This is a genomic window from Lactobacillus sp. X-49 (assembly GCF_057063645.1).
This window is the reverse complement of sequence record NZ_JBXSQM010000005.1, coordinates 48,262-72,259: the sequence shown is the minus strand read 5'-3', so window position 1 is coordinate 72,259 and position 23,998 is coordinate 48,262. Positions and strand designations below refer to the sequence as shown.

Below are 23,998 nucleotides of genomic sequence, written 5' to 3'. Positions count from 1 at the left end.
TTATCATCAGGGAATTTTTTGTTTGGCAAAATAGTTATAGCCGCTCACAAAAAAAACTCAAACCCTTCTGACCCTCTCTGAAGTCAATTAAATGGCTGAATTAAAATATTTATTTATGACATTGGTTTTAACTCGACACTATCTTGATGATCTATTTCTTCAACGTTAACGGCAACTTGCTCATGAGACGACGTAGGAATATTCTTACCGACAAAATCGGCCCGAATTGGAAGTTCACGATGCCCCCTATCAACTAAAACAGCCACTGCAATCGAACTAGGCCTTCCTAAGTCCATTAATGCATCCATTGCTGCCCGGATTGTTCGACCAGTAAAAATAACATCATCAACTAAAATTACATTTTTATCGTTTACATCCACATCAACGGTTGTGGAATTAACTACTGGATCCTGTTTCAGTGATGCATCATGACGATCATCACGGTAAAGGGTAATATCCAATTGACCCAAAGGAACATCAACGCCCTCAAGCTTTTCAATCCGATCATGTATTCGCTTTGCTAAATATATGCCTCTAGTTTTAATTCCAACCAAGACCAAATTCTCGGTTCCCTTGTTACGTTCAATAATCTCATAAGTAAGTCGCGTTAAAGCACGCTTCATCATAAGTGCATCCCAAATAATTTTTGCCATTTTTTCTCCTTTTTATTTATCTATGAAAAAGCACCTAAATCTACAGGAGACTAGGTGCTTGCTCTAAAAGTTATCACTTAATAAGCTTGCCTTGTTAGCCTCACGGGACTAATTTTAAGGACGATTTTCTCTTTTAAATATAGGGGTTGCCAATAAAATTGTCAACTATTAACTTAATTAAATTTAACTTGACCAACTAAGTCATTGATATTGGTAATACCTAAGTCAGTTAGTACTGTTGGTAATTGTTGAATCACTTCTAAACACACAAATGGATTATGAAAATGAGCACTTCCAATTTCTACTGCATTAGCCCCTGCTAACATAAATTCAACAACATCTTGTGCAGTTTCAATTCCGCCAATTCCAATAATCGGTAAATCAGTTACCTGACGTACTTGATTAACTAAGTATAATGCAATTGGCTTAATACTTGCTCCAGAATAGCCGCCCACGTTATTGCCTAAGACTGGTCGCCGTGTTTGCAAATCAATCCTCATTCCCATAATTGTATTAATTAATGTAAGACCATCAGCTCCGCCACTTTCCGCAGCACACGCGATTTCCTGAATACTGGTTATATTCGGCGTTAATTTAATATAAATTGGAATATCAACAATTGATTTAATAGAACGCGTCATCTTTTCAACAACTGCTGAATTAACTCCAAAAGTCATCCCGCCATGCTTGACATTGGGGCAAGAAAAATTGATTTCTAATGCATCAACGAAACCAGAAGCACTTAATTTTTGGGCTACTTCTAAATAACCTTCCTCACTCTCACCACCAACGCTTGCAATTACGGGTAGTCCAGGATATTGTCGTTTGAGGTTAGGTAATTTTTCTTTTACAACCTCGTCAACACCAGGATTAGTCAAGCCAACCGAATTTAAAACCCCATTCTCTAACACAGAAATTTGTGGTTGAGGGTTGCCCTTTCGGGCATGCGGTGTTGTTGTTTTGATTACCACGCCACCAAGTTGATTTAAGTCAAACTTTTTTGCTATTGATGTATCACCAAATCCAAAGGTTCCGCTAGCTGGCATGATAGGATTTTTTAGAGTTAATCCTGGTAAGTTAACACTTATTTTTGTCATTTTTTCCTCCAAAATGTATGCTCACAGACATTACAATTATTTTGAAGTCAATTCTACACTTTTTTTAAATTTTGAAAAGGTTAAAAATTGGTTGTAATTTGTTGAAGAAGGTGGTAAGCTCAATTAAATTACTTTAAACGGTACAGTGAGACCGCAAGTTCAATATTGACTAAAATAAAATAAATGAAAAAGTCTATTTTGATGCGCTCAGTACCCAAATAGGCTTTTTTTGGAGGGTTTTAATGGAAAAAGCAGTTTTTGTTGCCTTAGACTTTGATACAGAAGATGAGTTAAGTAAAATTTTGACGCAACTAGGTGCCCCAAATGAAACTTATTTAAAGATTGGGATGGAACTCTTTTATCATGCAGGTGACAGCTTAGTTAAACAATTAGTTAAACAAGGCTACCACATTTTTTTGGATCTTAAATTACATGACATTCCCAATACAGTCTACGCTGCAGCCAAACAACTTGCACAGCTGGGTGTTTTCTGCATAACGGTTCATGCTTTAGGCGGAAGTGAAATGATTTCAGCTGCCAAAAAAGGCTTAATTGCTGGCACCCCAGATCATTTGGAAATACCCAAGCTATTAGCAGTAACTGAACTAACTTCAATATCAAATGAAATTTTAGCAAATGAACAAAATTGCAATTTAGCAATGGCTGATCAAGTACTTAGTTTGGCACAAACTGCCAAAAATGCTGGTGCTGATGGAGTCATCTGTTCACCCTTGGAAGTAGAAAAATTAAGGAAAGTTATTGGCGACAGCTTTTTATATGTTACTCCCGGAATCCGCTTGGCAAATAACCAGGCTGGCGATCAAAAACGAATTGCGACTCCTAAAAAAGCACTAAAGTTTGGTTCAAGCGCAATTGTTGTTGGGAGGCCAATTACACAAGCGGCAAATCCTAAAAAAATATATCAAACTATTAAGAAGGAGTTTAGTTAAATGAATCAAGAAAAAATGATTACTCAATTAGTTGAACAAAAAATCATTACTATTTCACCCAATAAGCCCTATACTTATGCTAGTGGAATGTTATCTCCGATTTATACAGATTTGCGTCTCACGGTGTCTTACCCAGAGTTACGTGACGCAATTGCTGATAGTCTTGCCAAATTAATTAAAGAAAAATATCCTAATGTTTCTATTATTGGCGGAGTTGCAACAGCTGGTATCCCTCATGCTTCTTGGGTAGCAGCTAAACTGAAATTGCCAATGATCTATGTTCGGCCTGAGCCAAAAGATCACGGTAAAGGCAGACAAATTGAAGGTTTATTTAGTTCAGATGATGAAATTGTTTTAATTGATGACTTAATAACAACTGGGGGGTCTGTTCTAAATGCAGTTCAAGCTACGCAAAGTGAGGGTGGAAAAGTGGTCGGTGTCGCATCAATCTTTACCTATTATCTTAAAGACACCAAGGAGAATTTTGCTAAGGCCAAAGTTGACTTCACTCCATTGTTAACTTACCCCAACTTATTGCAAAAAGAAAAAGAATTAAACTATATTACTCCTGAGCAATATGAAGCTCTTAAGACATGGCATGAAGATCCTTGGAAATGGGGAGAAAAATTTCAATAGCTTACTAGGCAGGTTTATCCTGCTTTTTTGTTAGAAGAATAACAAAAGACTCTTTATCAAACCTATCATTAGGTATTGCTAAAGAGCCTTTTTCAATTTAAATTTTACTTAATAACCCATATATCTATTTCTTTCCCAAGCGGAAACAGTCTGTGTATATTGTGACCATTCTAATTCCTTTGAACTAATGAAACTTTGAGTTAAATGTTCACCTAAAGAATCCTGAATCAACTGATCTTTCTTAAAAGCTTTCAATGCATTATGCAATGTTGAAGGAAGTGGTTTAATTCCAAGCTTATTACGCTCTTCTTCACTCATTTCAAATAAGTTGCAATCAATTGGATCCATTGGCATCTTTTCTTCTTTGATACCGGCAAGACCGGCAGTTAAGCAAGCTGCTAATAATAAATATGGATTAGCTGTTGGATCAGCTGAACGCATTTCTAAACGTGTGTTTACTTCTTCAGCAGAGGGCACCCGAACCATTGGAGAGCGGTTCTTAGATGCCCATGAAATATATACAGGTGCCTCAAAGCCAGGAATTAATCGCTTGTATGAATTGACGGTTGGATTACCCACGGCAGTGATTGCTCGAGCATGCTCTAAAATACCATTTAAGAAATACAACGCTGTATCTGACAAGTGGTATTGATTTGATTGATCATAAAAAGCATTTTTGGAACCTCTGAATAAGGACATATTGGTATGCATTCCATTACCAGCCTGTCCCTGCAATGGCTTAGCCATGAAAGTTGCATACAAGCCATGTTTCTTTGCAATTTCTCTGACAATCATCTTAAACATCTGCACCCGATCAGCCGTTGTTAAGGCATCATCAAACTTAAAATCAATTTCTTGCTGACCATCACCAACTTCATGGTGAGCAGCCTCAACTTCAAAGCCGATACTTTCGAGTGTTTCAACAATATCCCGTCGGCAGCTTGCACTTTCATCGTTTGAAGTTAAATCAAAGTAAGAGGCATGATCTGGAACCTCAGTTGTCCAGTTGCCATCTTCATCAAGTTTAAGTAAGTGAAATTCTGCTTCAAATCCTATATCAAAGGCAGAGAATCCCATTTCTTTCATTTGTTTAATAACCCGTTTCAAATTATTGCGCGGATCACCATCGAATGCCTGCCCATCAGTCATATGAACCGAACAAATCAAGGAACCAATTTTCCCCCCTTGACTATCTGTCCAAGGTAAAACTGACCAAGTTGAAAAGTCGGGATAAAGAACCATATCACTTTCTTCTAATCGAACAAAACCATCAATTGAAGAGCCATCGAAACGAATATCATTACTTAATACCTTTTCGAGTTGACTATTTGGAACCTCAACTGCCTTAAGTGTACCATTAATGTCTGTAAAAGCTAACCGTAAAAAGCGTATATCGTTATCAACGACACTTTTTCTAATATCATCTGCTGAAAATTTTTCTGTCATACTGCTCCACCTATAAAAATACATTTCACCATCTATTGGTATAGTCTAACTGATCATTTTTAATCCAGCTAGATCTGAATAAAGATTAGCAAATCGCTAAATAATTGTCAATTGGTCTATTCAGTTTTTATAATACTTTACTAAAGCTTTAGTTTTAATAAAGTTTAATTTTACTGTTTAAAAATATAAATCATTTACTGCATTGGTAATCGCCAGCTTGACGTGTGCATAGGTAAGACCGCCCTGCATGTAAATTGCATATGGTGGACGAATTGGACCATCACCTGAAAATTCAATACTTGCACCCTCTATAAAAGAACCATCGGCCATAATTACTTGATCTTCATACCCAGCATCATTACTTGGCACAGGATCAACAAAAGAGTTAATCGGCGAGTTTGCTTGAAGAGCTTTCGCAAACCTAACCATTTTTTCTTGATTATGGAAAATTACAGCTTGAATTAAATCTGTCCGTTCATCATTCCATTTTGGTGTTACTTCTGCACCCATCCGCTCTAACAACGCGGAGGAATATACTGCACCTTTAATCGCATTTCCTGTTACACTAGGCGCAACGAATAAACCTTCAAAATAATCTAGATTATTATTTAAACTTGCACCTTCTTCACGGCCAATTCCTCCAGCTGTTAGCCTAACTGCAGTATTTTCAATTAGCTCATGCTTTCCAACCACATATCCACCAACTTTAGCGAAGCCACCACCTGCATTTTTAATAAGTGATCCCGCCATAATATCAGCTCCATACTCAGTTGGTTCATGTTTCTCAGAAAATTCACCATAACAATTATCAACAAAAATAATACTGTCAGAACTAGTCTCCCGAATTAATTCGATCATCGATTTAATTTTATCAACTGTGAAACTTTGGCGAGTATCATAACCACGAGAACGTTGAATTACGACCATTTTAGGTTGATGATTTGTTAATAATTTTCTAGCTATGTCAAAGTCAACCTCACCATTTTTAAGATCAACATGAGAAAATTTAATACCATAAGATTTTAAGCTGCCACGACCATCACCAGCAATACCAATTACTTGTTGCATGGTATCGTATGGCATCCCTGTTAAATAAATTAGTTCGTCTCCAGGAAGAAGATTTCCGGCCATTGCAGTTGCTAACGTGTGCGTACCAGAAACAAACTGGGATCGAACCAAAGCATCTTCCGTATGAAAAATCTCAGCATACATTCGATCAAGCTTATCACGGCCGCTATCATCGGAGCCATAACCTGTACTGCCAATCAAATCAGCTTCGGCAACAGAATTTTTTTTGAAAGCATGTAAAACTTTATTTTGATTATAAAGAATATTATTGTCAATTTTCGCTAATTGTGGCGCAATTTGTACATCAATTTCATCTACAATTGTTTGTAACTCTGGTGACCAATTATTCATCTAACCATTCCTCGACTTTCTGTTCTATCTCTATTATACAATGCGAATCACTCAAAGGGTCAAACCACGTAACCGGTAATTGATGACGAAAATACGTCAATTGACGTTTAGCGTAATGTCGCGAGGCGGTTTTTAAATTTGTCACACACTCTTGCAAGGTCTTTTTATGGTCAAAATATGGGAAAAACTCCTTATAACCAATTGCTTGCAAAACCTGATATTCCCGATCACGGTTCTGATAAATAAACTTTGCTTCCTGCAACAATCCTTGCTTCATCATTTGATCAACTCTTAGATCAATTCGGCGATATATTTCTTCACGTTCAGCATTTAATCCAATAATTAAATAATCATAGCGAGGGAAAATTTTCTCCTGCTGCTCGGAAAATTTTTTTCCAGTTCGTTCAATAACGCTCAATGCACGCAAAACTCGCCTCGAATTATTAACGGGAATTTTGCTGGCAGCTACTGGATCTTGCTGCTTCAACTGATGCCATAGTTTTTCTGGCCCTTTTTGTTCAAAAAAATTCTGCCATTTAGTTGTTATCGCTTGCCCTTGATCATCTTGTTCACCTAATTGCAGCTGGTTTAATAGTGCATTAACATAAAAGCCTGTACCACCTACAAGTAAAGGTAATTTGCCCCTTTCTGCAATTAACTCTACTGCATTTTTCGCTTGACGCACAAAGTCTGCAACTGAATATGGCGCAAATACAGACTGTGTATCTACTAAATAATGTTTTGCCGTTTGACGTTCACTGTCCGTGGCCTTAGCTGTTCCTACCTCAACTTCACGATAAATTTGCATCGAATCTCCGGAGATGATTTCTGCATTCAATTTTTGCGCCAACGCAATCGCTAAACTTGTTTTGCCAATTGCGGTTGGACCAACGACTGCTACTACTTTTTGCATCTTTTTTTCCTTGCTATTTTTTATTATATAGAAAAAAACACGTTTGAAAAGTCTGCAAACATGTTTTTCTGATTAATATTTAGATGTCTTGGTTCGACCATCCCACTCGTCAAAACCACTTTTGAGCCACTTAATTGATGAAAAGTGCTTTTTTTGCAAAAATCTTGCTGCTCGCAAAGTTACTGATAAAGAATCGGAATACAAATAAACCGGTAGATCGGTTCTTAATTCAGTGTACTGATATTTCATCATTGTATATGGCAAATTGCGTGCACCATCTATATGCTTTCTTTTAAAAGGCTCTTTTTCACGTAAATCAACTATTTGGGCCTTACGCATTCCCTGTTTAAATTCTTCATTGCTCAGATCGCCATTACCTAAACGTTTGGTTTGAATTTTATTCCACAACCAAACTAAAACAAATGCAAGAATTATGACGACTAAGACAGTGTCTACAATAATTAAAAAAGATGACATAAATTCTTTCTCTTTCTAAATAAACTTCTAAAAATAATATACTACTAAATTGTTTTACGAACCATGCTTATCTTTAGCTAATTTTTCTTCATATTCATGCTCTCGCCGCAAAATCAACTTTGCAATTAAATAGTCATGTTTACTAATTAAGTGAGAACGATTAATATTATCAAGCTCAAGTGCCATTAATTCTATATCCCAAATGCGTTTTCCAAGATGGACCATGATACCATATTTTTCTAATAGTTGTTGGACATCATATAAAGTCTTCATTATAGATTTATTACCATACCAATTCTGATTGTTGCTACAACATAAACTACCAAACAGCAACCTGCAATAACCCGCCACTTAAACGAATATTGGTGTCTTGCTCGACTTCCAATAATAATTGCAATTAGAAAGCCAGCAATTAACCCACCTATATGTCCTTGGATATCAATATTTGGTGCAAATAAGTCAATTCCAATATTAATCAAAGCAAGCCAAAACGATTGACGACCCAGATAAACAAGAATAGGATTATCCCTATTTTGAAGTGAAACAGCAGTCATTGCACCAAATAAGCCAAATAATGCTGTTGAAGCACCCGCACTAATTGATCTGTCACTACCTAAGGCTAGACTTAACAAGTTACCGCCAACTCCAGATAACAAATAAAGAATTAAAAACCGCCAATGACCAATAATTTCTTCCAGATATAGTCCTAAATAATAGATCATTACCGCATTAGATACCAAATGCATAATACCGATATGCAAAAACTGGGCAGTAAATAACCGCCACCACTGTGCTCCGGCCACAGCTGCATAATTATTCAGCGCACCCATTTTTAGTAAAACATATGTGCTTTGCGAACCACCCAGTGCAGTTTCAACTAAGAAAGTTACAAAGAGGATCACTAAAATTGCCACTGTCATATAACAGCTTTTAAGAGTACGTACTTGATTCATTTTAACCTCATTAATCTTGCAAATTTGATTGCGACGTAATTATTGTTTGAATCGGAATATCTGTTGGCTCAATCTGCCACGTTGCCGTTTCAAAGATCATTTTTGAATTAACTAAGGCAACTGTTTTAGCTTGGGGATGCTTAGCGAGAAAACGGTCATAATATCCACCACCAAAGCCTAAGCGTTGGTGCGTATCAAGTGTAAAGGCTAAACCAGGAACTATGATTAAATCAAGTTCATTATTAATTGTAGCATTGGGATCTAATACTTCTTCAACACCATACTTGGACTTAGTTATTTTTGTCATGTAAGTATAAGAAATAAAATCTTGTGAATGCTCAGGATTATTATTTGCTTTTGCTAGATACACATCCTTGCCCTGATCCCACAACTGAGCAATTAGTCGAGACGTATCGACTTCGTAAGGTAAAGAAGAAGTAATCCCTATACTCTGACTTGTTGCTAACAATTCTGAATCCATAATTTTTTGAAGTAAAACATGATCTTCTGCTGCCTTTTCTTCAGTCTCTGCAAAATGATCTAGTCGTGTTACTTGTTTTTGTCGTAATTCGTTCTTATTCATGATTCTTCCATCATACAAAAATAGCAGGAGCATAGGTCCTGCTATATCAGTTTATTACTTAGTTTCACGATGAAGAGTAGTATGTCTTTCAACTGGACAATACTTCTTCAAACTTAAACGTTCCGGATGCTTACGCTTGTTTTTCTTAGATAAGTAACTTCTATCGCCACATTCGGTGCATTCCAAAATGATGTTATCTGCCATTTCTTTCACCACCTACTATTTTATTTTGACTGTATTAGTCTATCATCTTCTTATAGATTTTACCAGACTTATTAACAAATTTCTATTTTTTATGTAATTTAAAGTAATCTTGAACCATTGCCTTGGTCATTTGCAAAGTATACGAACCCTCCAATTCGGGATCAAGACCTGGGAAAATTACAGCTGTCGCAATTTTGGCATTATCTGATGGTGCATAGCCAACGAATGTTGCATTAACAAGTTCTGGCGGATTCTTTTGATTTGGGTGATCAGGATCATAATAGAATGTTTGAGCAGTTCCAGACTTGCCAGAGATTGCAGGCTTTACATCTTTAAGTCGATGAGCAGTACCCCATGAATTAGTCCCATGAACTACCCGCCAAAAACCCTGGCGAACAATATTTAGTTCATCTGATGTCCATGGAATTCTCAACTGTACATTTGGTTTTTTATTATAGTCTATATAAACCTGTTTGCCATTGTTAGCCGTTCGTCCAATTGATTGCACAATATATGGTTGCATCCTATATCCACCATTAGCAATGGTGGCAACGTACTGCACCATTTGAATTGGCGTATAGGCATCATAGTTACCATATGCTAAATCAAGAACTGAACCTGAAAGAATTTGACCTTGCTCATTAAATGAGCGACCTTGAATACCGGCAATTTCACCAGGTAAATCAACTCCTGTCTTTTGACCAAGACCAAACATATTGAAATTATGACGCAGCGTATCAAACGAAGTTTGTGGCATACTTATATATTCCTTCGGAACATATTTTGCATGAACCCAATTCATCGCTAGATGCATCATATAGATATTACTAGAGACTTCTAATGCCGTTTCAGCGTCTAATGCGCCAAAGGTGCCAACAGGATATACCGATTTTTTAATCGGCGTTCCGGGTAAATAAACCGGTGTATCAGGCAAGGTGTTACTGTATGGCGTGATCACTTTATTAATTAAGCCACCACTAACCATTGCCCCTTTTACAGCAGACCCCATTACAAATGACTGGTTGATCACACCTAATGCATTGTTGGTCATCTTATTTTTGCTAGGATCACGACTAATACCAGCAACTGCTAGTAATGCTCCTGTCTGTGGATCCATTGCAACTGCATAAGCACCATTAGAATATCTGGCAGCACCGGCTGCAAGTGCCGAAGAATATATTTGCTCTAACGATTTTTGTACTTGCTTTTGATATTGGGCATCAAGTGTTAATATCAAACTAGAACCTGCTTGACCAGCATAAATTGACTTTGTTTGTTCAATATCGCCCGCAGATTTAGTAGAAACCATGCTAGTTGACTTGCTCCCCTTTAACAGCGGCTCATATTCTTCTTCTAAATATGAGGTACCTACCCGGTCATTGCGAGAGTATCCATTCGTGAGATAATATTGTAAATTATCTCCTGGTAACCCAGCTTTCTCAGTTGAAACGGAACCAATAATACTTTGAATAGATGACCCATTCGGGTAATAGCGTTGCCAATCCGTTCCTATACCGACTCCCGGAAGTTCAGATAAATGTTCACCAACTTGAGCTATTTCCTTAACAGTTAAACCATTATTTTTAAGATATATCGTTGATAAACTATACGCACCAGATATCTTATTATAAATTAATGCAGCCGTTTTTTGACGAGAAGTTAAGTTAATCTTTTCAGATAAGACTTGCTCATTAATTCGTTGATTAATTAATTTATCATCTTGGGTATCTCTAATTGATTTAGGTACTTTGGACTCTTCTTTAACACTATTAGTTTTATTACCCAAATAATAATCGACCACCTGTTGCTTAGTCGGCTGTTCATCGTTAATTCGAATGTATTGACTTAATGCATTCGAAATTCGATAAATATCATCTGGTGTTGTTGCAGCACTCCTAGTATAAGTAATAGCATTTTTTGCTCTATTGCCAACTAAAATTCGACCTTTGTTGTCATACATGACTCCCCTAGGAACTTGGCTGGAAACAACTGCGGAACTTGACTTTTGAACCTCAGCTTTAAAGCGTGAACCATAACCAATTTGTAAATATGCCAATTGGGCAATCAATGTTGCAAAAAGAACAAAAATAATTCCCAATATAATTTTCATTCTGATGGGTGTTGAGGATTGCTTACCTGCATCCCTAGTTTCTCGATTTTTTTTAGTCAATTTCACGTAAATCAAACCTCACTAAACTAGTGCTATTTTAACAAATAATAATCTGCAATTCTATTGCTTCAATAGGTTTTGACAAAATTTTAACAACTTTTCAAAAAGCAATTTCCTAATCCCTACTAATTCAACACTGCTTAAAAAACCGCTTACAAAGATCTTCTATAAAACTTTATTTTGTTTTAGAATATCATTAGGAACTTTAAAAGAAAGAAGATATATTATGACACTTAAGTATCAAATCGGCGTCGATGCCGGTGGCACTCACACTACCGCAATTGCCTATGATCTAACTGGCAAAGAATTGGCAAGATCTGAAGCCGGCCCAGGTCAAGTTAATACCGATTATAACAGCGCGATCAATAATATTACCACGGCAATTAACCAACTAATTAATCAAATTAATGGTGACTGTCAAAGAATTTTATGTGGTATTGCCGGATTATCTGTAATTGGAAATGCTTCTGAAATTGCGGGAGAAATTTCGGCTAAGTCAAATAATTTGCCTACCAGAGCTATAACCGACTCACTCTTGGCCCTCTATAATGGCTTAGAAGGAGAAGATGGTGGGTTAGTTATTGCTGGGACTGGTTCAGTTTTTAATGGCTTACAAAAAGGTAGCATCATTACTACCGGTGGATACGGCTCAATCCTTGGTGATGAAGGGTCAGGTTACGCAATTACTATTTCAGCCTTTAAAAGTGCCCTACTTAGCTGGGATAAACGTCAGAAAAACCAATTAATTCCATTATTCAACCAGCTTTTCAAAGTAGATAATTTAGTCGATGCAACCGCTAAGTTTTATAAAATGAGCAATCCGCAGATTGCTTCGATGGCAGTTAGTGTAGCTAAACTTGCAGATAATGGTGATAAGAACGCCACCTCCATTATTAAAAAGCAGGCAGAGTTATTGGCGCGTGATATCATAATTGGAATTGATCGTTATGAAGAACCCAAGCCAATGAAAGTAGCACTAACTGGGTCGGTCTTAGCCAATAATCAGATGTTGCGCACCTTCTTAGAAGAAAAGGTCTGGGCTAAGTATCCAGACGTTCAGTTTACTATTTCTAACGGTGAAAATGCACGCGGAGTGGTCTTTGATAAGAGCAAAGATTATCGCTACTTCACTAGCCATTAAATAACAATTCCAATTCAAATAATAACAAACAAAAGACTAGAATTAGTTTTTATCAGTACCTTCTGCAAAAGTCTTGATAACTATTCTAGTCTTTTTATGGTTATGCAAATCAAACTAATCTGCGCTATTCTTCAACTTTATTGATAACTATATCAAACTTACCACCAGGTGTTGAAATTGTAACCGTCTCCCCCTTCTTCTTACCTAAAATGGCTTGAGCAATTGGTGAGTCATTTGAAATCTTGCCACTTAATGGATCAGACTCATCACTTCCAACAATTGTATAAGTTTCCGGCTCATCTTCACCAACTTCAGTATAAGTTACAGTCTTACCTACCGCTACTTCATCGGGATCAGTTTTATCCGCTTCAACAACATCAGCATATTTTAACATTTCTTCAACAACACTGATTCTGTCTTCAAGATGACTTTGCTCATCCTTAGCGGCGTCATATTCAGAATTTTCAGATAAATCACCATAAGAACGAGCAACCTTAATACGTTCGATTACTTCTGGTCGCTTTACTAATTTCAAATTTTTTAATTCTGCTTCAAGCTTTTCTTTACCTTCAGCAGTCATTGGATATGATTTCTCAGGCATAAAATTTTCTACTCCTTAAAGTTAAAATTTTCTATTTGCACTGGTCTATAATATTTATTTTCCAGCTTAAAGTCAAGCACCTAACGTATTTCAGCCTTAAGTTTATCTTGTAAGCAATCAGTTATAGCTGTCATTGCTTTAGTAACAACCTCATCGGTTAACGTGTCTTTCCTGTTAAGAAAAGTTAATCGATAAGCAATACTCTTTTTGCCTTGTGCAATATGTGAACCTTGATAAGTATCAATTACCCGCAATTTAATTAAATACTCGCCACTATTAGCTTTTATAAGGTCCTCAATTTCTTGGTTAGTCACTTCTTGATCGATTAAAACAGATAAATCACGATCAACGGCAGGGAATTTAGGAGCAGCTTTTGAAATTGTTTTCGGATTAATAATTAATGGTATTATTTCATCTAGATTAAGTTCATAGCCATAAATCTCATTACCATTCATCGCTTTATTAACATTTGTGATTTCATGACTAATCATTCCAATTAAACCGACATAATGCCCTTTTATATAAATTCCTGCAGTTCTAGTCGGGTGCATGCCAGAAATAGTTTCAGCTTTGTATTCAACTTGATTTAAATCAATTCCAATAGCAAGTAGCAAATTGGCTAATTGACCTTTGACAAAATAAAAGTCAATCTGCTCATTTTCATGTTGCCAATTGTCCCAATAAACATTACCCGAATAAAGTGCAGCAAGATGTTCATGTTCATTATACGTATCACCAGCAAAATCATAAACTCGCCCTTGTTCGTAGAGAGTTAATTGATTTTGTTTTCGTGCCATATTATAAGCAGCAGCATCAATTAATCCTGTTAAAAGATTTTGCCTTAAAGTAGAACGACTAGAATTAAGAGGCATTTGAACTTTTACTAGTGGCTGTGGTGTTTTAGTATAAGTGACAGCTTTTTCACTTGAGGTCAAAGAATACGAAATTGCTTCAATTAAGCCCTGTCCCTGGACCACACTCTTAATTCGCCGAATTACATCCTCAGTTTGAGAATAACCACCACGGGTTTCCGGTAAAACTGGTTGGGTAGATTTAATATTGTCATATCCGTATAAGCGACCAACTTCTTCAACTAAATCAGCTGGAATTGAAATATCCCATCGTCTCGCAGGAATATCAACTACTAAATCTTTACCAGCCACTTCAACATTAAAATTCAAGCGTTTAAAAATGTTTAGCATTTCAGATGACGAAATTTCGGTTCCCAATACTTTATTGATATAAGAAACAGTAGTTCTAACAGTGACAGATTCTTGCTTCTTATCACTTCCGGTAATTATACCCTCTGCAATCGTTCCATCCGCATCATTACGCAACAATAACGCAGCCATATTCAAAGCACGCATTGTAGCATCATAATTGACTCCTTTTTCATAGCGACTTGAAGCCTCTGTGCGATTAGCATGACGTAAAGCAGCTTTTCTGACTAAAGTTGGGTCAAAAATAGCTGCTTCCAAAATGACATCAGTAGTATCCTCTTTGATTTCTGAATTAAGTCCGCCCATCACTCCAGCCATCATTACAGGCTGATCACCATTTGTAATTACAATATCATTAGGATCAAGGTCAACTTCATGGTCATTTAATAAAGTTAGTTTTTCATCCGCAGTGGCTTTTCTAACAACCAATTGACCACTTTCAAATGCTCTTGCATCATAAGTATGCAGTGGTTGCCCAGTTAAAAGCATGACATAATTTGTAACATCAACAACATTGTTAATTGGTCTGATTCCAGCATTCCAAAGACGCGCTTGCATCCACAAAGGGCTATCACAAATTTTGACATTTGTGATTTTGCGGAGATAAAACTTAGGTGCTAATTTACTATCGACCTGAACTTTAAGCTGATCAGTCCAATCAGGACCATCTGCTTTCAAGGCAACGTCTTCGACTTTAACGGGTTCATCAATAATAGCACCAACTTCATACGCGGCCCCTTCCATGGACAAAGTATCAGCGCGATTAGGAGTAATATCAAAGTCAAAAATATAATCATCCATACCTAATAACTCAAACACTTCTTGACCAGGCTGAAGATCAGCATCAGTAGGAAACAGAAAAATACCGTCAACATATTTTTCAGGGACAACGCTATCAGCAAAGCCAATCTCCTGTAATCCACAAATCATCCCATTCGATTCATAGCCACGCAGCTTACCTTTCTTAATTTTAATATTATCGGCAATTCTAGCACCAGGAAGGGCTACAATTACATCTTCTCCTGCTGCAACATTAGGCGCACCACAGACAATTTGATGCAGCTCTTCATCTCCCACATCAACATGTGTTACATTTAAATGCGTCCCTTCAATCGGTGTACAATCAAGAATGTGCCCAACGACTAACTTCTTAAGTCCTTCTTTGGGATGCTTAACATCGGCAACTTCGACTCCAGTTCGAGTGATTTTTTCACCTAATTGATATGGATCTTTGTTAAGTTTAAGAAAATCTTGTAGCCATTTATACGAAACTAGCATTTATCTTTCCTCCTTACTGAATTGTTCTAAGAAACGAACATCATTAGTATAAAAGTCACGAATGTCATCAATCCCATATTTTAAAATTGCAAAGCGATCCAGTCCGACACCAAAAGCGAACCCACCATAAATTTTTGAATCAATACCCGCATTTTCTAAAACATTTGGATGAACCATACCAGCACCTAGAACTTCAATCCATCCTGTATATTTACAAATTGCACAGCCCTTACCGTCACAATTAAAACAGGAAACATCCATTTCAACCGATGGTTCAGTAAATGGAAAGTAACTTGGCCGTAATCGTGTCTTACGATCCTGACCAAAAACGTGTTTAGTCATCATTTCAAGTATCCCTTTAAGATCACCCATGGTAATGTTTTTATCAACAACCAAACCCTCCATTTGCATAAATTGATGAGAATGAGTCGCATCATCATCATCACGACGATAAACCTTACCCGGACCAACCATCTTAAGAGGGCCTTTAGAAAAGTCAAATTTTTCTAAGACACGTGCTTGATCGCCAGAGGTTTGTGATCGTAACAAGTCTTCTGTATCAATGTAAAAAGTTTCTTGCATGTCACGAGCTGGGTGATCTTTGGGAAGATTCATCATTTCGAAACAATAATGGTCAGTTTCGATTTCAGGTCCTTGAACAACTTGATAACCCATTCCAATAAAATATTTTTCTAAATCATCTAAAATAATATTGATTGGATGTTTTGAACCGACATGTGTTGCCCGACCTGGCAATGTAACATCAATCCGTTCTTTTTCTAGCTGTTTTTCTGCAAGTTCTTTTGCAATTTCTGTTTTTACATTATCTAGATTATGATTAAATAAATCACGAACTTTATTAACCTGTTTTCCAATATCACGGCGCTTGTCCGGATCAACATCTTTCATCGAATGTAAGATTTCGGTCAATTCACTTTTACGACCGACAAGTTTAACACGAACTTCATTCAACGTTTGTTCATTTTTAACTTTGGCAATTTCGGCTAAGCCTTTTTCGCGTAGCTTGTTGAGCCTATCAAATAAATCCATTGTTTTTTCCTTTCAAACAAAAAAGTTCCGCCCCCTCTAAAGGGACGAAACTTCGCGGTACCACCCTAGTTTAAGCCACTAATAGCTTACACTTAAGTTTTCGATAACGGCGAATACCGGAATTGATTAGATCCTACTAGTAAGGTGAAATTCACAGATCCGTTCAAACTTTTCTTTCAGCTCACTAAAAAAGTCTCTCTGCATAAATGATTTCTGCTACTAATCTTACTTTCTGTAATTACTTAATAGAATAATTCTTTTTTACAAAACTTGCAAGTAAATACTTTATTCTCACACCCACTTATCTGCCCAATCATGAATTTGATTAAAAACTGGCTTAAGTTCCTCACCTTTTCGGGTTAACCGGTAAGAAATAATTTTAGTATTAGCATCGACAGAGCGTTTAATAATATTTTCCTGTTCGAGCTCTTTCAATCTTTCAACTAACACCCGATCAGAACAAGCAACCACACAACGTGCCAAATCCTTAAATCGAAGATATTTACTACCACACAGAGAGCTAATGATTAAGCCGTTCCATTTTTTGCCAATAATTTGAAAAGCATTAATAAAATGTTCGCATGATTCAAAATCAGTAGCGCCACAGTCAGCTTGATCCTCTGTTTTCGTGACTTGTGACATAAAACTTTCCCTCCATCGTCAAGTGATAATTACGGTTCTAATTATAAAAAATTCACTTACTAAAAACAAGCTCTTTAATCAAGCAAAATGATAAATTATGATACCAGCGGCTACAGCAGCATTTAATGATTCAGCCTGTCCCTTAATTGGAATATATAGCCGTTCATCACAAAGATGTGCAATTTCTTCGCTGACTCCATGAGCCTCATTACCAATCACTAGCCCCAACTGTGGAAGCGGTGCAAAATTTTGTAATTGCTTTGCTGAGTGATCCAGCATGCTTGAATAAACTGGAATTGCGTTGCTATGAAATGTTCCAATCACGTCTGGTAAATCTTGTGTGATTAGATCAATGTGAAACTGACTACCTTGCATTGCTCGTTGAGTTTTGGGATTGTATAAATCGACACTTTGTGGTGCTAAAATTACACCATTGAAGTTGGCAGCATCAGCCGTTCTAATGATTGTGCCAACATTGCCCGGATCCGAAAGTTGATCAAGCAGGACCCATTTGCCATAGTTAAACGAAAAATTTTTAGGTTCGGAAACTTTCAAAACCATAAAAATATTTTGTGAATTCTTGGTACTCGATAAATGCCGTGAAATTGCATTATTAATTGTAACGATTTTACTAGTGGTCAAATCTATATGATAATTGTCTTTAGCCTGAGTTAAAGATTCAGCTGTACCCAAAAGATACACATACTTATGTCCTGCCTTCAGAGCTTCTTGAACCAAATGAAACCCTTCGATTATATATAAGCCAGTTTCTTCACGGTATTTTTTTTGCTTCAACTTGGCTAAGTTTTTGATTAACTTATTGTTAACCGAACTAATTTGTTCCATTAATCAAACATCTTCTTTCAAACTTCAATTATAGCGTATAGTTCTTAGGTAAAATGGTAAAATTAAAATAGTCTAGTCTATAGAAAGGAATAATTATGGGTCTTTTTAATAAAAAACGGCAAACTAATACTGAATCACCAATTGAAACTTGGCAACTAACTGTTTCAGGAATTGTTCAAGGCGTGGGCTTTCGCTGGAGTGTCTTAAACTTAGCAAAACAAATGAACATTTGTGGTACCGTATGCAATAATAGCGATCAAACTGTTACTATCACTTTACAGACTAGTTTAGACCGCGTCAACCAGTTTTGCACTGAGCTGCCCAAAAAAATTTCACAATTTGCACGAATTACAAAAATACATAAAGAAAAATTAACAAATGTAGCCAAAATGAGTAGTTTTCATGTATTATATTAGTTATTGACTAAGTTTATTAATATGGTGGATTTAATGAAAAAATATCGTAAATATATCGGATTGACTGTCCTTTGCTTGGCAGTCATGTTAATTGTTACAGCATGTTCACAACACAGTGGTGCTAACAGTGCCCCACCAACCGGCGGTTTTTATGGGTGGATTTATCAATATATCGGATTACCTTTGCAGAATATTATGTTGTACTTCTCTAATATTATTGGTGGCGCAAATGGTGCTGGTTGGGCAATCATCTTGATGACTTTCGTAGTTAGAATGATCCTTTTGCCTTTAATGTTAAGTCAACAAAATAAATCAACTACACAACAAGAAAAAATGGCCCGTTTACAACCCCAAATGAAGTTAATCCAAGACACAATGAAACGAAAAGATTTAAATCAAGAACAACAAATGACTTTGGCAGGCTGGCAGCGGCAACTTTATTCGCAAAACAATCTATCATTGACTGGTGGAATTGGATGCTTGCCATTGATTATTCAGTTTCCAATCATGATTGGAATTTATCAGGCAGTAATGTATTCTCATAGTTTGGCCAACTCATCATTCTTTGGTATTTCATTGAGCAGTCGTTCAATTGTGGTCACCATTATTGCCACAATCTTTGCTTTTATTCAGGGATATCTTTCATTAGTTGGTATACCTAAAGAGCAGAAAAAGCAAATGCAGTCTATGATGTTGATGAACCCCTTAATGACATTGTTTATTTCATTATCTGTTTCAGGCTCCGTTGCTCTTTATTGGGCAGCTGGTAACTTCTTTTCAGTTATTCAACAGTTGATCGTAACCTTTATTATTATGCCCAAGGTTAAACGAAACGTTGATAAAGAATTACAGCATGAGCCAATTAAAGAAGTAGTTAATAAGGCAAAGATTGATGAACTGTTGAATGTTGCACCTCAAGCATCTCAAGAAAATAAGCAAGTCAATCAATTACATCAAGATCTTCGTAAACGTAATAAGGGAAAGCAGCAAAAAAATCATAAAAATTAAAAATAGCTATATATAAATAAAATATTTTAATTTGCAAGACTTCATTTTGAAGTAAAGCTAACCTCCTAGATGGGTTCAAAACCCAGCTGGAGGTTTTTATTATGGATAAATTAATTTTTAAGCAAAAAGTGTTTCCTATAGCTAAAATAACTATTAAGAAACACTTTTTTAATTATTCAGGAATCACGCTTTTGCTTATCTTGTTCACGCTGACGCAGATTGTCCGCCTGCTGTTTTGTCAAAGATGGAAAGGTTATGATAAATTGGCTTCCTTGACCCTCCACAGATTCAACACTAATTTTACCATGATAGCTAATAACTAACTTTTGAGCAATTGCCAAACCTAAACCATTGCCACCTTTTTCTCGTGTTCTTGCCTTGTCAACACGATAAAAGCGATTAAAAATTTTACTTTGGTCTGCTTCAGAAATGCCTTCACCATAATCCTGTACAATAATATTAACTTCATTATTGAGCAATCCGGCTGAAATATTTAGTTCCTTGCGGGTAGTTGAATATTTAATTCCATTGTCGATTAGTACGACCAATAATTGTTCCAAATGTCCTTGATAAATTTGAATTTCAGTTTCTAATGGTAAATCATCCATATCAAGCCTTATAGAAAAGTCTGGATGAACCATAGATAAATTTCCTGTGACTCTCTTTAATACATCTGAAACCTTAGTCACTGCGTTCGGATACTGTACATTAATTTGTTCAGCTCTGGTTAAATCTAACATTTCTTGAATTAGATGCTGCATTCGCTTTGCTTCTTGCAATGAAGCTGTAATCGACTCAGATAAAATTTCTGGATCATCTTTTCCCCAACGTTCCAACATATTTAAATGTCCTTCAATTACGGCAACCGGAGTTCGTAATTCGTGTGAAACATCGCCTACAAATTCCTTTTGCTGCTCAATATAGCGTTGCATCCTGTCAAGCATTTGATTAAATGAAATTGCAAGTTCCTGCAATTCATCATGGCGATGAAAATCTTTGATTCTTGCCGTACTATTTGGATCTGCATTAACTTCTCCGGCTACTTTAGACATTTCTTTGATCGGCTTAACAATCCCCAAAACAATAATGAAAGAAATTATTGTAAAGATTATAATTGCAACCAGAGAAATACGAATCATCCATTTAAGTAGATCCCTCATCAAGCCGTTATAATATGACATCTTATTTTTGACCACAATATAGCCTGTTACTTGCCCATTCTTCATAGACCGAACCTTTTGATAAGTCAATAATTGACGGCGATGATTATGATAAACAGTCTCCATTAAGATATCACCTTTAAATGATTTGAACTGAGGAATATTGCTACCATTGTCAAAAACGTCTTCTTTTTCAAGATTATAAACCACAACATTTAAATCGGGGTTGGTCAAAGAAGACAGCAAGTCATCGTTAAAAGCACTGGTTCCATATTCTGATTGACTAATTGCAGGACTTCTTTGTAATACTTTTTGTGTTGAAGGAGTCAATGATGGAACCACATTAGAAATCTGCAACTCTGTTGGAATTCGCATAAGATTAGCATTAAGCTTGGTCATCATTTCGCTTGATGTTTCCTTCTGTTGCACCAATGATTGTTGTCCCACAATCGAATATATTACAACTGAAAATACAATAAAAGAGACCATTATCGTTAATGCAACGACACTCACCCAATGTACTATTAAGGATGAATGTTTGGTCTCCTGAAATTGTTTATCTTTATTTCTTCTCATCATCTTCGTCTCTTACCATATATCCAGTACCACGAACGGTCTTAATATACGATTGTTGGCCAGGAATGTCGATTTTATTACGCAAGTAGCGAACATAAACTTCGACAACATTTGTTTCAATATTTGAACTTGGACCCCAAATTTTAGACAATAACTGATCACGACTAACCACATTATTCTTGTTTTGAATTAAAGTCATTAACAAATTATATTCGCGCTTAGTTAGATCAACAGTCTTGCCATCACCACGGCGGACAATTCGATTAGCAGTTTCAATTGTTAAGTCTTTAAACTTAACTACTTTCTTTTCGATAGTACCATCGGAAGCTTCTTTTTCAATTTTTACTCGACGTAAGACTGCTCGTAGACGAGCCAATAGTTCCTCAATTGCAAATGGTTTAACAATATAGTCATCTGCACCATGATCTAAGCCAGAAACACGGTCAATTACAGAGTCACGAGCTGTCATCATAATGATTGGCGTACTCTTAACTTGACGAACACGTCGAGCAATTTCAAGCCCATTTAAATCAGGAAGCATTAGATCTAGCAAAATCGCATCAAAGTCTTCCTTTAATGCTAAATCTAAACTTTTACGTCCATTACCTTCAACGACAGTATCATATTTTTCATGTTTTAATTCTAATTCTACAAAACGTGCCAAATTCTTTTCATCTTCAACAATTAAAATTCTTGCCATTTCTCTATCCTTTTTAAAATTATTAATTTCTAAATTAGACTCCATTTTATAAGTAAAGCATACTTTAAAAGTGATTTTAAAACAAGATTAAAAATCGAGTTACTATTTTTCTTGTTTTTCATTTTGCTTTTGAAGATCACACTTACTTATTGTCATTGCAATCTTCTTGCTTAAATAAATCCTTTAACTTTGCAAATGCCGGATTAATTTGATTGCTTTTATTGCGATTATACTCCTCCTCAGAAATAACTGACCAACCATTTCCATGAGGATATATTTCCTTTTCTTTTTCCTGCTTGGTCAGAATAGTCGTAGGAATATGTAACAAAATATTGTCTTCAATTGCTGTTTGCAAATCAATCAAATCATTTTCAACTTTTATAATTGGGATTTCTGTTTCATCTAATTCTTCCTTCGATACATCTTTTTCTGTATAATTTTCGCAAAAATGGAACTGTTCATGTAGCTCGACTGGAGCAAGACTTCGACTTGAAGGAACTATCAAATCTGCTGTCACAGTAAAATCACCAGTAACATATGGTTCACTATAAAACAAATCACCGCTAATTTTGACTTTCTCAATCTGGTACAGTAGTTTCTGACTTCGCTTTAAAAATTCTGGCCGCATTTCCACGTTTTGTTCAAGATGAATTAAAGGTTCTGTACTTTTAACAATTTGTGAAAAATTCAGTGATAACATTTCTACACCTCCACTGGACGGCGACCAAAATTTTGGTCAACCTTTGTTATTTGTTCATATAATCGATCAACCCGCATTTGTAAATGCAATGACCCATATTTTGTGTTCTTTTGATCTATTTTAGAAACAATTTCAGCAGATGTTTCTTTTCTAATTTGCTTTAAATATTTCTTACCTAGCTTACTATAACCAAGTAAGAATAGCGATTCATGATTGAAACTATCAATCATATCATCTTGTGTAACATTTAATAATGTATATAAACTGAGCCTACGCAAACGTGAATATGTGTAACGTTTAGACTTAACTCTCCGCAAGAAATCAGTGAAATTTTGCGCCAAATGAATTTCATGTTTCATCTTATATTCGAGCCCTTCGTTCATTTGATAAATTTTTTGCAATTCTACAATTGAAGAAGATTCAAGACGATACTTCAAAAAAGGAAACAACAGATTCCAATTTGGATATGCCTGCTGTTTGCGAAGCAAATTTATTTCTTTAAGTGGCATCCATTGTTTTAAGTTAAAGTCAACTTGGTTATGTAATATAAGGTTACGAATCGCACTTGCACTCTGAACTATACCATTGTGTTGCAAAATATCATCGTGACCGGCTCCAATTCGGTTAACTGGATGTAAAACTAATGGCGAACCCAAATTATAATTAGCAACGGCATAAGCCAAGGCTAAAATTGCATTGGGTTCATTAACTTCTTGACCAACTTCACGAGCCACCATTTGATTATACTGAGTAGAATATGTTTGACTATAGTCATTAAAGTTCATATGGTTGGGAGGTATTTCAGCAATTTTACTTCCTAAATAAGCAAAATTTTGAGTTGCATCTTCAACGCCAAAAATTAAGTGATTTACGCCGATCTTAACCAATAAATCAATACTACCAAGAGCAAACAAATCTGCTGGTTCAACTGAGGTTGAAAAAGGGAGTTCAAACACCAAATCTGCTCCACTTTCAAGGGCAGTTTGCGCTCGTGACCACTTATCCATAATTGCCATCTCACCACGTTGCACATAATTTCCTGACATGACGACAATAATTGGATCTTTACTACGAGCAAGATTGCGTGCCTCATTCATCAAAAACTCATGCCCACTATGAAAGGGATTATATTCTGCTATGATCCCAACTACACTCATTG

25 protein-coding genes and 1 other annotated feature are annotated in these 23,998 nt (G+C 36.2%); of the genes, 5 read left to right on the top strand and 20 right to left on the bottom strand.

The window, feature by feature from the left end:
• Positions 1-113: 113 nt before the first annotated feature.
• Both pyrR and ACYIAQ_RS03875 read right to left on the bottom strand, forming a co-directional pair.
• Positions 114-653: a bifunctional pyr operon transcriptional regulator/uracil phosphoribosyltransferase PyrR gene (pyrR, locus tag ACYIAQ_RS03880; protein ID WP_122018491.1), complete on the bottom strand. Its 540-nt coding sequence runs from the start codon at positions 651-653 to the stop codon at positions 114-116.
• 173 nt (positions 654-826) lie between these two features.
• Positions 827-1,750 (bottom strand): dihydroorotate dehydrogenase, encoded by a 924-nt coding sequence (locus ACYIAQ_RS03875; protein WP_483562546.1) that lies wholly within the window; start codon positions 1,748-1,750, stop codon positions 827-829.
• A gap of 242 nt (positions 1,751-1,992) precedes the next feature.
• On the opposite strand from ACYIAQ_RS03875, the gene pyrF reads away from it, so the two are divergent.
• Both pyrF and pyrE read left to right on the top strand, forming a co-directional pair.
• Positions 1,993-2,700, top strand: a complete 708-nt coding sequence (gene pyrF / locus ACYIAQ_RS03870) for an orotidine-5'-phosphate decarboxylase (RefSeq protein ID WP_483562547.1) — start codon at positions 1,993-1,995, stop codon at positions 2,698-2,700.
• Entirely contained in the window at positions 2,701-3,336 is a 636-nt protein-coding gene (pyrE, locus tag ACYIAQ_RS03865) for an orotate phosphoribosyltransferase (protein ID WP_483562548.1), read from the top strand. It abuts the gene before it with no gap.
• Between the two features lie 108 nt (positions 3,337-3,444).
• On the opposite strand, the gene glnA is transcribed toward pyrE, so the two are convergent.
• The 9 genes from glnA to ACYIAQ_RS03820 form a co-directional block, all read right to left on the bottom strand.
• Positions 3,445-4,782 carry a type I glutamate--ammonia ligase gene (glnA, locus tag ACYIAQ_RS03860; RefSeq protein ID WP_122018495.1) on the bottom strand — a complete coding sequence of 446 codons (1,338 nt, stop codon included), beginning with the start codon at positions 4,780-4,782 and terminating at the stop codon, positions 3,445-3,447.
• A gap of 177 nt (positions 4,783-4,959) precedes the next feature.
• Positions 4,960-6,201: a methionine gamma-lyase family protein gene (locus ACYIAQ_RS03855; RefSeq protein ID WP_483562549.1), complete on the bottom strand. Its 1,242-nt coding sequence runs from the start codon at positions 6,199-6,201 to the stop codon at positions 4,960-4,962.
• Positions 6,194-7,114, bottom strand: a complete 921-nt coding sequence (miaA, locus tag ACYIAQ_RS03850) for a tRNA (adenosine(37)-N6)-dimethylallyltransferase MiaA (RefSeq protein WP_483562550.1) — start codon at positions 7,112-7,114, stop codon at positions 6,194-6,196. Before miaA ends, ACYIAQ_RS03855 begins: the two co-directional genes overlap by 8 nt.
• 72 nt (positions 7,115-7,186) lie before the next feature.
• A complete protein-coding gene (locus ACYIAQ_RS03845) occupies positions 7,187-7,591 on the bottom strand; it encodes a rhodanese-like domain-containing protein (RefSeq protein WP_483562551.1) in 405 nt (134 codons plus the stop codon).
• Between the two features lie 54 nt (positions 7,592-7,645).
• Positions 7,646-7,864, bottom strand: coding sequence for a YqgQ family protein (locus tag ACYIAQ_RS03840; RefSeq protein ID WP_122018499.1), 219 nt, complete (start codon positions 7,862-7,864; stop codon positions 7,646-7,648).
• Positions 7,864-8,544, bottom strand: a complete 681-nt coding sequence (locus ACYIAQ_RS03835) for a rhomboid family intramembrane serine protease (RefSeq protein ID WP_122018500.1) — start codon at positions 8,542-8,544, stop codon at positions 7,864-7,866. Before ACYIAQ_RS03835 ends, ACYIAQ_RS03840 begins: the two co-directional genes overlap by 1 nt.
• Before the next feature lie 10 nt (positions 8,545-8,554).
• Positions 8,555-9,127: a 5-formyltetrahydrofolate cyclo-ligase gene (locus tag ACYIAQ_RS03830; protein ID WP_483562552.1), complete on the bottom strand. Its 573-nt coding sequence runs from the start codon at positions 9,125-9,127 to the stop codon at positions 8,555-8,557.
• 54 nt (positions 9,128-9,181) lie between these two features.
• Positions 9,182-9,331 carry a 50S ribosomal protein L33 gene (gene rpmG, locus ACYIAQ_RS03825; protein WP_081945351.1) on the bottom strand — a complete coding sequence of 50 codons (150 nt, stop codon included), beginning with the start codon at positions 9,329-9,331 and terminating at the stop codon, positions 9,182-9,184.
• 82 nt (positions 9,332-9,413) lie between these two features.
• A complete protein-coding gene (locus ACYIAQ_RS03820) occupies positions 9,414-11,441 on the bottom strand; it encodes a peptidoglycan D,D-transpeptidase FtsI family protein (protein WP_483562595.1) in 2,028 nt (675 codons plus the stop codon).
• A 286-nt stretch (positions 11,442-11,727) separates the two neighbouring features.
• On the opposite strand from ACYIAQ_RS03820, the gene ACYIAQ_RS03815 reads away from it, so the two are divergent.
• On the top strand, positions 11,728-12,642 hold the full coding sequence (locus ACYIAQ_RS03815; protein ID WP_483562553.1) for an N-acetylglucosamine kinase: 915 nt from the start codon (positions 11,728-11,730) through the stop codon (positions 12,640-12,642).
• Between the two features lie 124 nt (positions 12,643-12,766).
• Here the strand turns inward: ACYIAQ_RS03815 and greA are convergent, their stop codons facing one another.
• The 5 genes from greA to ACYIAQ_RS03790 form a co-directional block, all read right to left on the bottom strand.
• Complete coding sequence (greA, locus tag ACYIAQ_RS03810) at positions 12,767-13,243, bottom strand: transcription elongation factor GreA (protein ID WP_122018504.1); 477 nt, start codon at positions 13,241-13,243, stop codon at positions 12,767-12,769.
• An 80-nt stretch (positions 13,244-13,323) separates the two neighbouring features.
• Positions 13,324-15,741 (bottom strand): phenylalanine--tRNA ligase subunit beta, encoded by a 2,418-nt coding sequence (pheT, locus tag ACYIAQ_RS03805; RefSeq protein WP_483562554.1) that lies wholly within the window; start codon positions 15,739-15,741, stop codon positions 13,324-13,326.
• The gene (gene pheS / locus ACYIAQ_RS03800; RefSeq protein WP_483562555.1) at positions 15,742-16,791 is read right to left on the bottom strand and encodes a phenylalanine--tRNA ligase subunit alpha; all 1,050 of its coding nucleotides are present in this window, start codon (positions 16,789-16,791) and stop codon (positions 15,742-15,744) included.
• Between the two features lie 37 nt (positions 16,792-16,828).
• Positions 16,829-17,033: a binding site (T-box leader), on the bottom strand.
• 49 nt (positions 17,034-17,082) lie between these two features.
• Positions 17,083-17,433 (bottom strand): winged helix-turn-helix transcriptional regulator, encoded by a 351-nt coding sequence (locus ACYIAQ_RS03795; protein ID WP_122018507.1) that lies wholly within the window; start codon positions 17,431-17,433, stop codon positions 17,083-17,085.
• Positions 17,434-17,511: 78 nt separating this feature from the next.
• A complete protein-coding gene (locus ACYIAQ_RS03790; protein ID WP_483562556.1) occupies positions 17,512-18,279 on the bottom strand; it encodes a TrmH family RNA methyltransferase in 768 nt (255 codons plus the stop codon).
• 140 nt (positions 18,280-18,419) lie between these two features.
• On the opposite strand from ACYIAQ_RS03790, the gene ACYIAQ_RS03785 reads away from it, so the two are divergent.
• Positions 18,420-18,695: an acylphosphatase gene (locus ACYIAQ_RS03785; RefSeq protein ID WP_122023219.1), complete on the top strand. Its 276-nt coding sequence runs from the start codon at positions 18,420-18,422 to the stop codon at positions 18,693-18,695.
• Between the two features lie 33 nt (positions 18,696-18,728).
• Complete coding sequence (yidC, locus tag ACYIAQ_RS03780; protein WP_483562557.1) at positions 18,729-19,703, top strand: membrane protein insertase YidC; 975 nt, start codon at positions 18,729-18,731, stop codon at positions 19,701-19,703.
• A gap of 176 nt (positions 19,704-19,879) precedes the next feature.
• On the opposite strand, the gene ACYIAQ_RS03775 is transcribed toward yidC, so the two are convergent.
• The 4 genes from ACYIAQ_RS03775 to ACYIAQ_RS03760 all read right to left on the bottom strand — a co-directional run bounded on the left by ACYIAQ_RS03775 (position 19,880) and on the right by ACYIAQ_RS03760 (position 23,996).
• Positions 19,880-21,439, bottom strand: coding sequence for a HAMP domain-containing sensor histidine kinase (locus ACYIAQ_RS03775; RefSeq protein ID WP_483562596.1), 1,560 nt, complete (start codon positions 21,437-21,439; stop codon positions 19,880-19,882).
• A complete protein-coding gene (locus ACYIAQ_RS03770; protein ID WP_122018511.1) occupies positions 21,426-22,139 on the bottom strand; it encodes a response regulator transcription factor in 714 nt (237 codons plus the stop codon). Before ACYIAQ_RS03770 ends, ACYIAQ_RS03775 begins: the two co-directional genes overlap by 14 nt.
• 142 nt (positions 22,140-22,281) lie before the next feature.
• Positions 22,282-22,839: a DUF177 domain-containing protein gene (locus ACYIAQ_RS03765; protein WP_483562558.1), complete on the bottom strand. Its 558-nt coding sequence runs from the start codon at positions 22,837-22,839 to the stop codon at positions 22,282-22,284.
• Between the two features lie 2 nt (positions 22,840-22,841).
• Positions 22,842-23,996, bottom strand: coding sequence for a nucleotidyltransferase (locus ACYIAQ_RS03760; RefSeq protein WP_122023145.1), 1,155 nt, complete (start codon positions 23,994-23,996; stop codon positions 22,842-22,844).
• Between the last annotated feature and the right edge of the window lie 2 nt (positions 23,997-23,998).

What these genes read in the sequence shown, in the direction of transcription:
- pyrR (WP_122018491.1), bottom strand. Translation starts at nt 653, where the DNA reads ATGGCAAAAATTATTTGGGATGCACTTATGATGAAGCGTGCTTTAACG.
- ACYIAQ_RS03875 (WP_483562546.1), bottom strand. Translation starts at nt 1,750, where the DNA reads ATGACAAAAATAAGTGTTAACTTACCAGGATTAACTCTAAAAAATCCT.
- pyrF (WP_483562547.1), top strand. Translation starts at nt 1,993, where the DNA reads ATGGAAAAAGCAGTTTTTGTTGCCTTAGACTTTGATACAGAAGATGAG.
- pyrE (WP_483562548.1), top strand. Translation starts at nt 2,701, where the DNA reads ATGAATCAAGAAAAAATGATTACTCAATTAGTTGAACAAAAAATCATT.
- glnA (WP_122018495.1), bottom strand. Translation starts at nt 4,782, where the DNA reads ATGACAGAAAAATTTTCAGCAGATGATATTAGAAAAAGTGTCGTTGAT.
- ACYIAQ_RS03855 (WP_483562549.1), bottom strand. Translation starts at nt 6,201, where the DNA reads ATGAATAATTGGTCACCAGAGTTACAAACAATTGTAGATGAAATTGAT.
- miaA (WP_483562550.1), bottom strand. Translation starts at nt 7,114, where the DNA reads ATGCAAAAAGTAGTAGCAGTCGTTGGTCCAACCGCAATTGGCAAAACA.
- ACYIAQ_RS03845 (WP_483562551.1), bottom strand. Translation starts at nt 7,591, where the DNA reads ATGTCATCTTTTTTAATTATTGTAGACACTGTCTTAGTCGTCATAATT.
- ACYIAQ_RS03840 (WP_122018499.1), bottom strand. Translation starts at nt 7,864, where the DNA reads ATGAAGACTTTATATGATGTCCAACAACTATTAGAAAAATATGGTATC.
- ACYIAQ_RS03835 (WP_122018500.1), bottom strand. Translation starts at nt 8,544, where the DNA reads ATGAATCAAGTACGTACTCTTAAAAGCTGTTATATGACAGTGGCAATT.
- ACYIAQ_RS03830 (WP_483562552.1), bottom strand. Translation starts at nt 9,127, where the DNA reads ATGAATAAGAACGAATTACGACAAAAACAAGTAACACGACTAGATCAT.
- rpmG (WP_081945351.1), bottom strand. Translation starts at nt 9,331, where the DNA reads ATGGCAGATAACATCATTTTGGAATGCACCGAATGTGGCGATAGAAGT.
- ACYIAQ_RS03820 (WP_483562595.1), bottom strand. Translation starts at nt 11,441, where the DNA reads ATGAAAATTATATTGGGAATTATTTTTGTTCTTTTTGCAACATTGATT.
- ACYIAQ_RS03815 (WP_483562553.1), top strand. Translation starts at nt 11,728, where the DNA reads ATGACACTTAAGTATCAAATCGGCGTCGATGCCGGTGGCACTCACACT.
- greA (WP_122018504.1), bottom strand. Translation starts at nt 13,243, where the DNA reads ATGCCTGAGAAATCATATCCAATGACTGCTGAAGGTAAAGAAAAGCTT.
- pheT (WP_483562554.1), bottom strand. Translation starts at nt 15,741, where the DNA reads ATGCTAGTTTCGTATAAATGGCTACAAGATTTTCTTAAACTTAACAAA.
- pheS (WP_483562555.1), bottom strand. Translation starts at nt 16,791, where the DNA reads ATGGATTTATTTGATAGGCTCAACAAGCTACGCGAAAAAGGCTTAGCC.
- ACYIAQ_RS03795 (WP_122018507.1), bottom strand. Translation starts at nt 17,433, where the DNA reads ATGTCACAAGTCACGAAAACAGAGGATCAAGCTGACTGTGGCGCTACT.
- ACYIAQ_RS03790 (WP_483562556.1), bottom strand. Translation starts at nt 18,279, where the DNA reads ATGGAACAAATTAGTTCGGTTAACAATAAGTTAATCAAAAACTTAGCC.
- yidC (WP_483562557.1), top strand. Translation starts at nt 18,729, where the DNA reads ATGAAAAAATATCGTAAATATATCGGATTGACTGTCCTTTGCTTGGCA.
- ACYIAQ_RS03775 (WP_483562596.1), bottom strand. Translation starts at nt 21,439, where the DNA reads ATGAGAAGAAATAAAGATAAACAATTTCAGGAGACCAAACATTCATCC.
- ACYIAQ_RS03770 (WP_122018511.1), bottom strand. Translation starts at nt 22,139, where the DNA reads ATGGCAAGAATTTTAATTGTTGAAGATGAAAAGAATTTGGCACGTTTT.
- ACYIAQ_RS03765 (WP_483562558.1), bottom strand. Translation starts at nt 22,839, where the DNA reads ATGTTATCACTGAATTTTTCACAAATTGTTAAAAGTACAGAACCTTTA.
- ACYIAQ_RS03760 (WP_122023145.1), bottom strand. Translation starts at nt 23,996, where the DNA reads ATGAGTGTAGTTGGGATCATAGCAGAATATAATCCCTTTCATAGTGGG.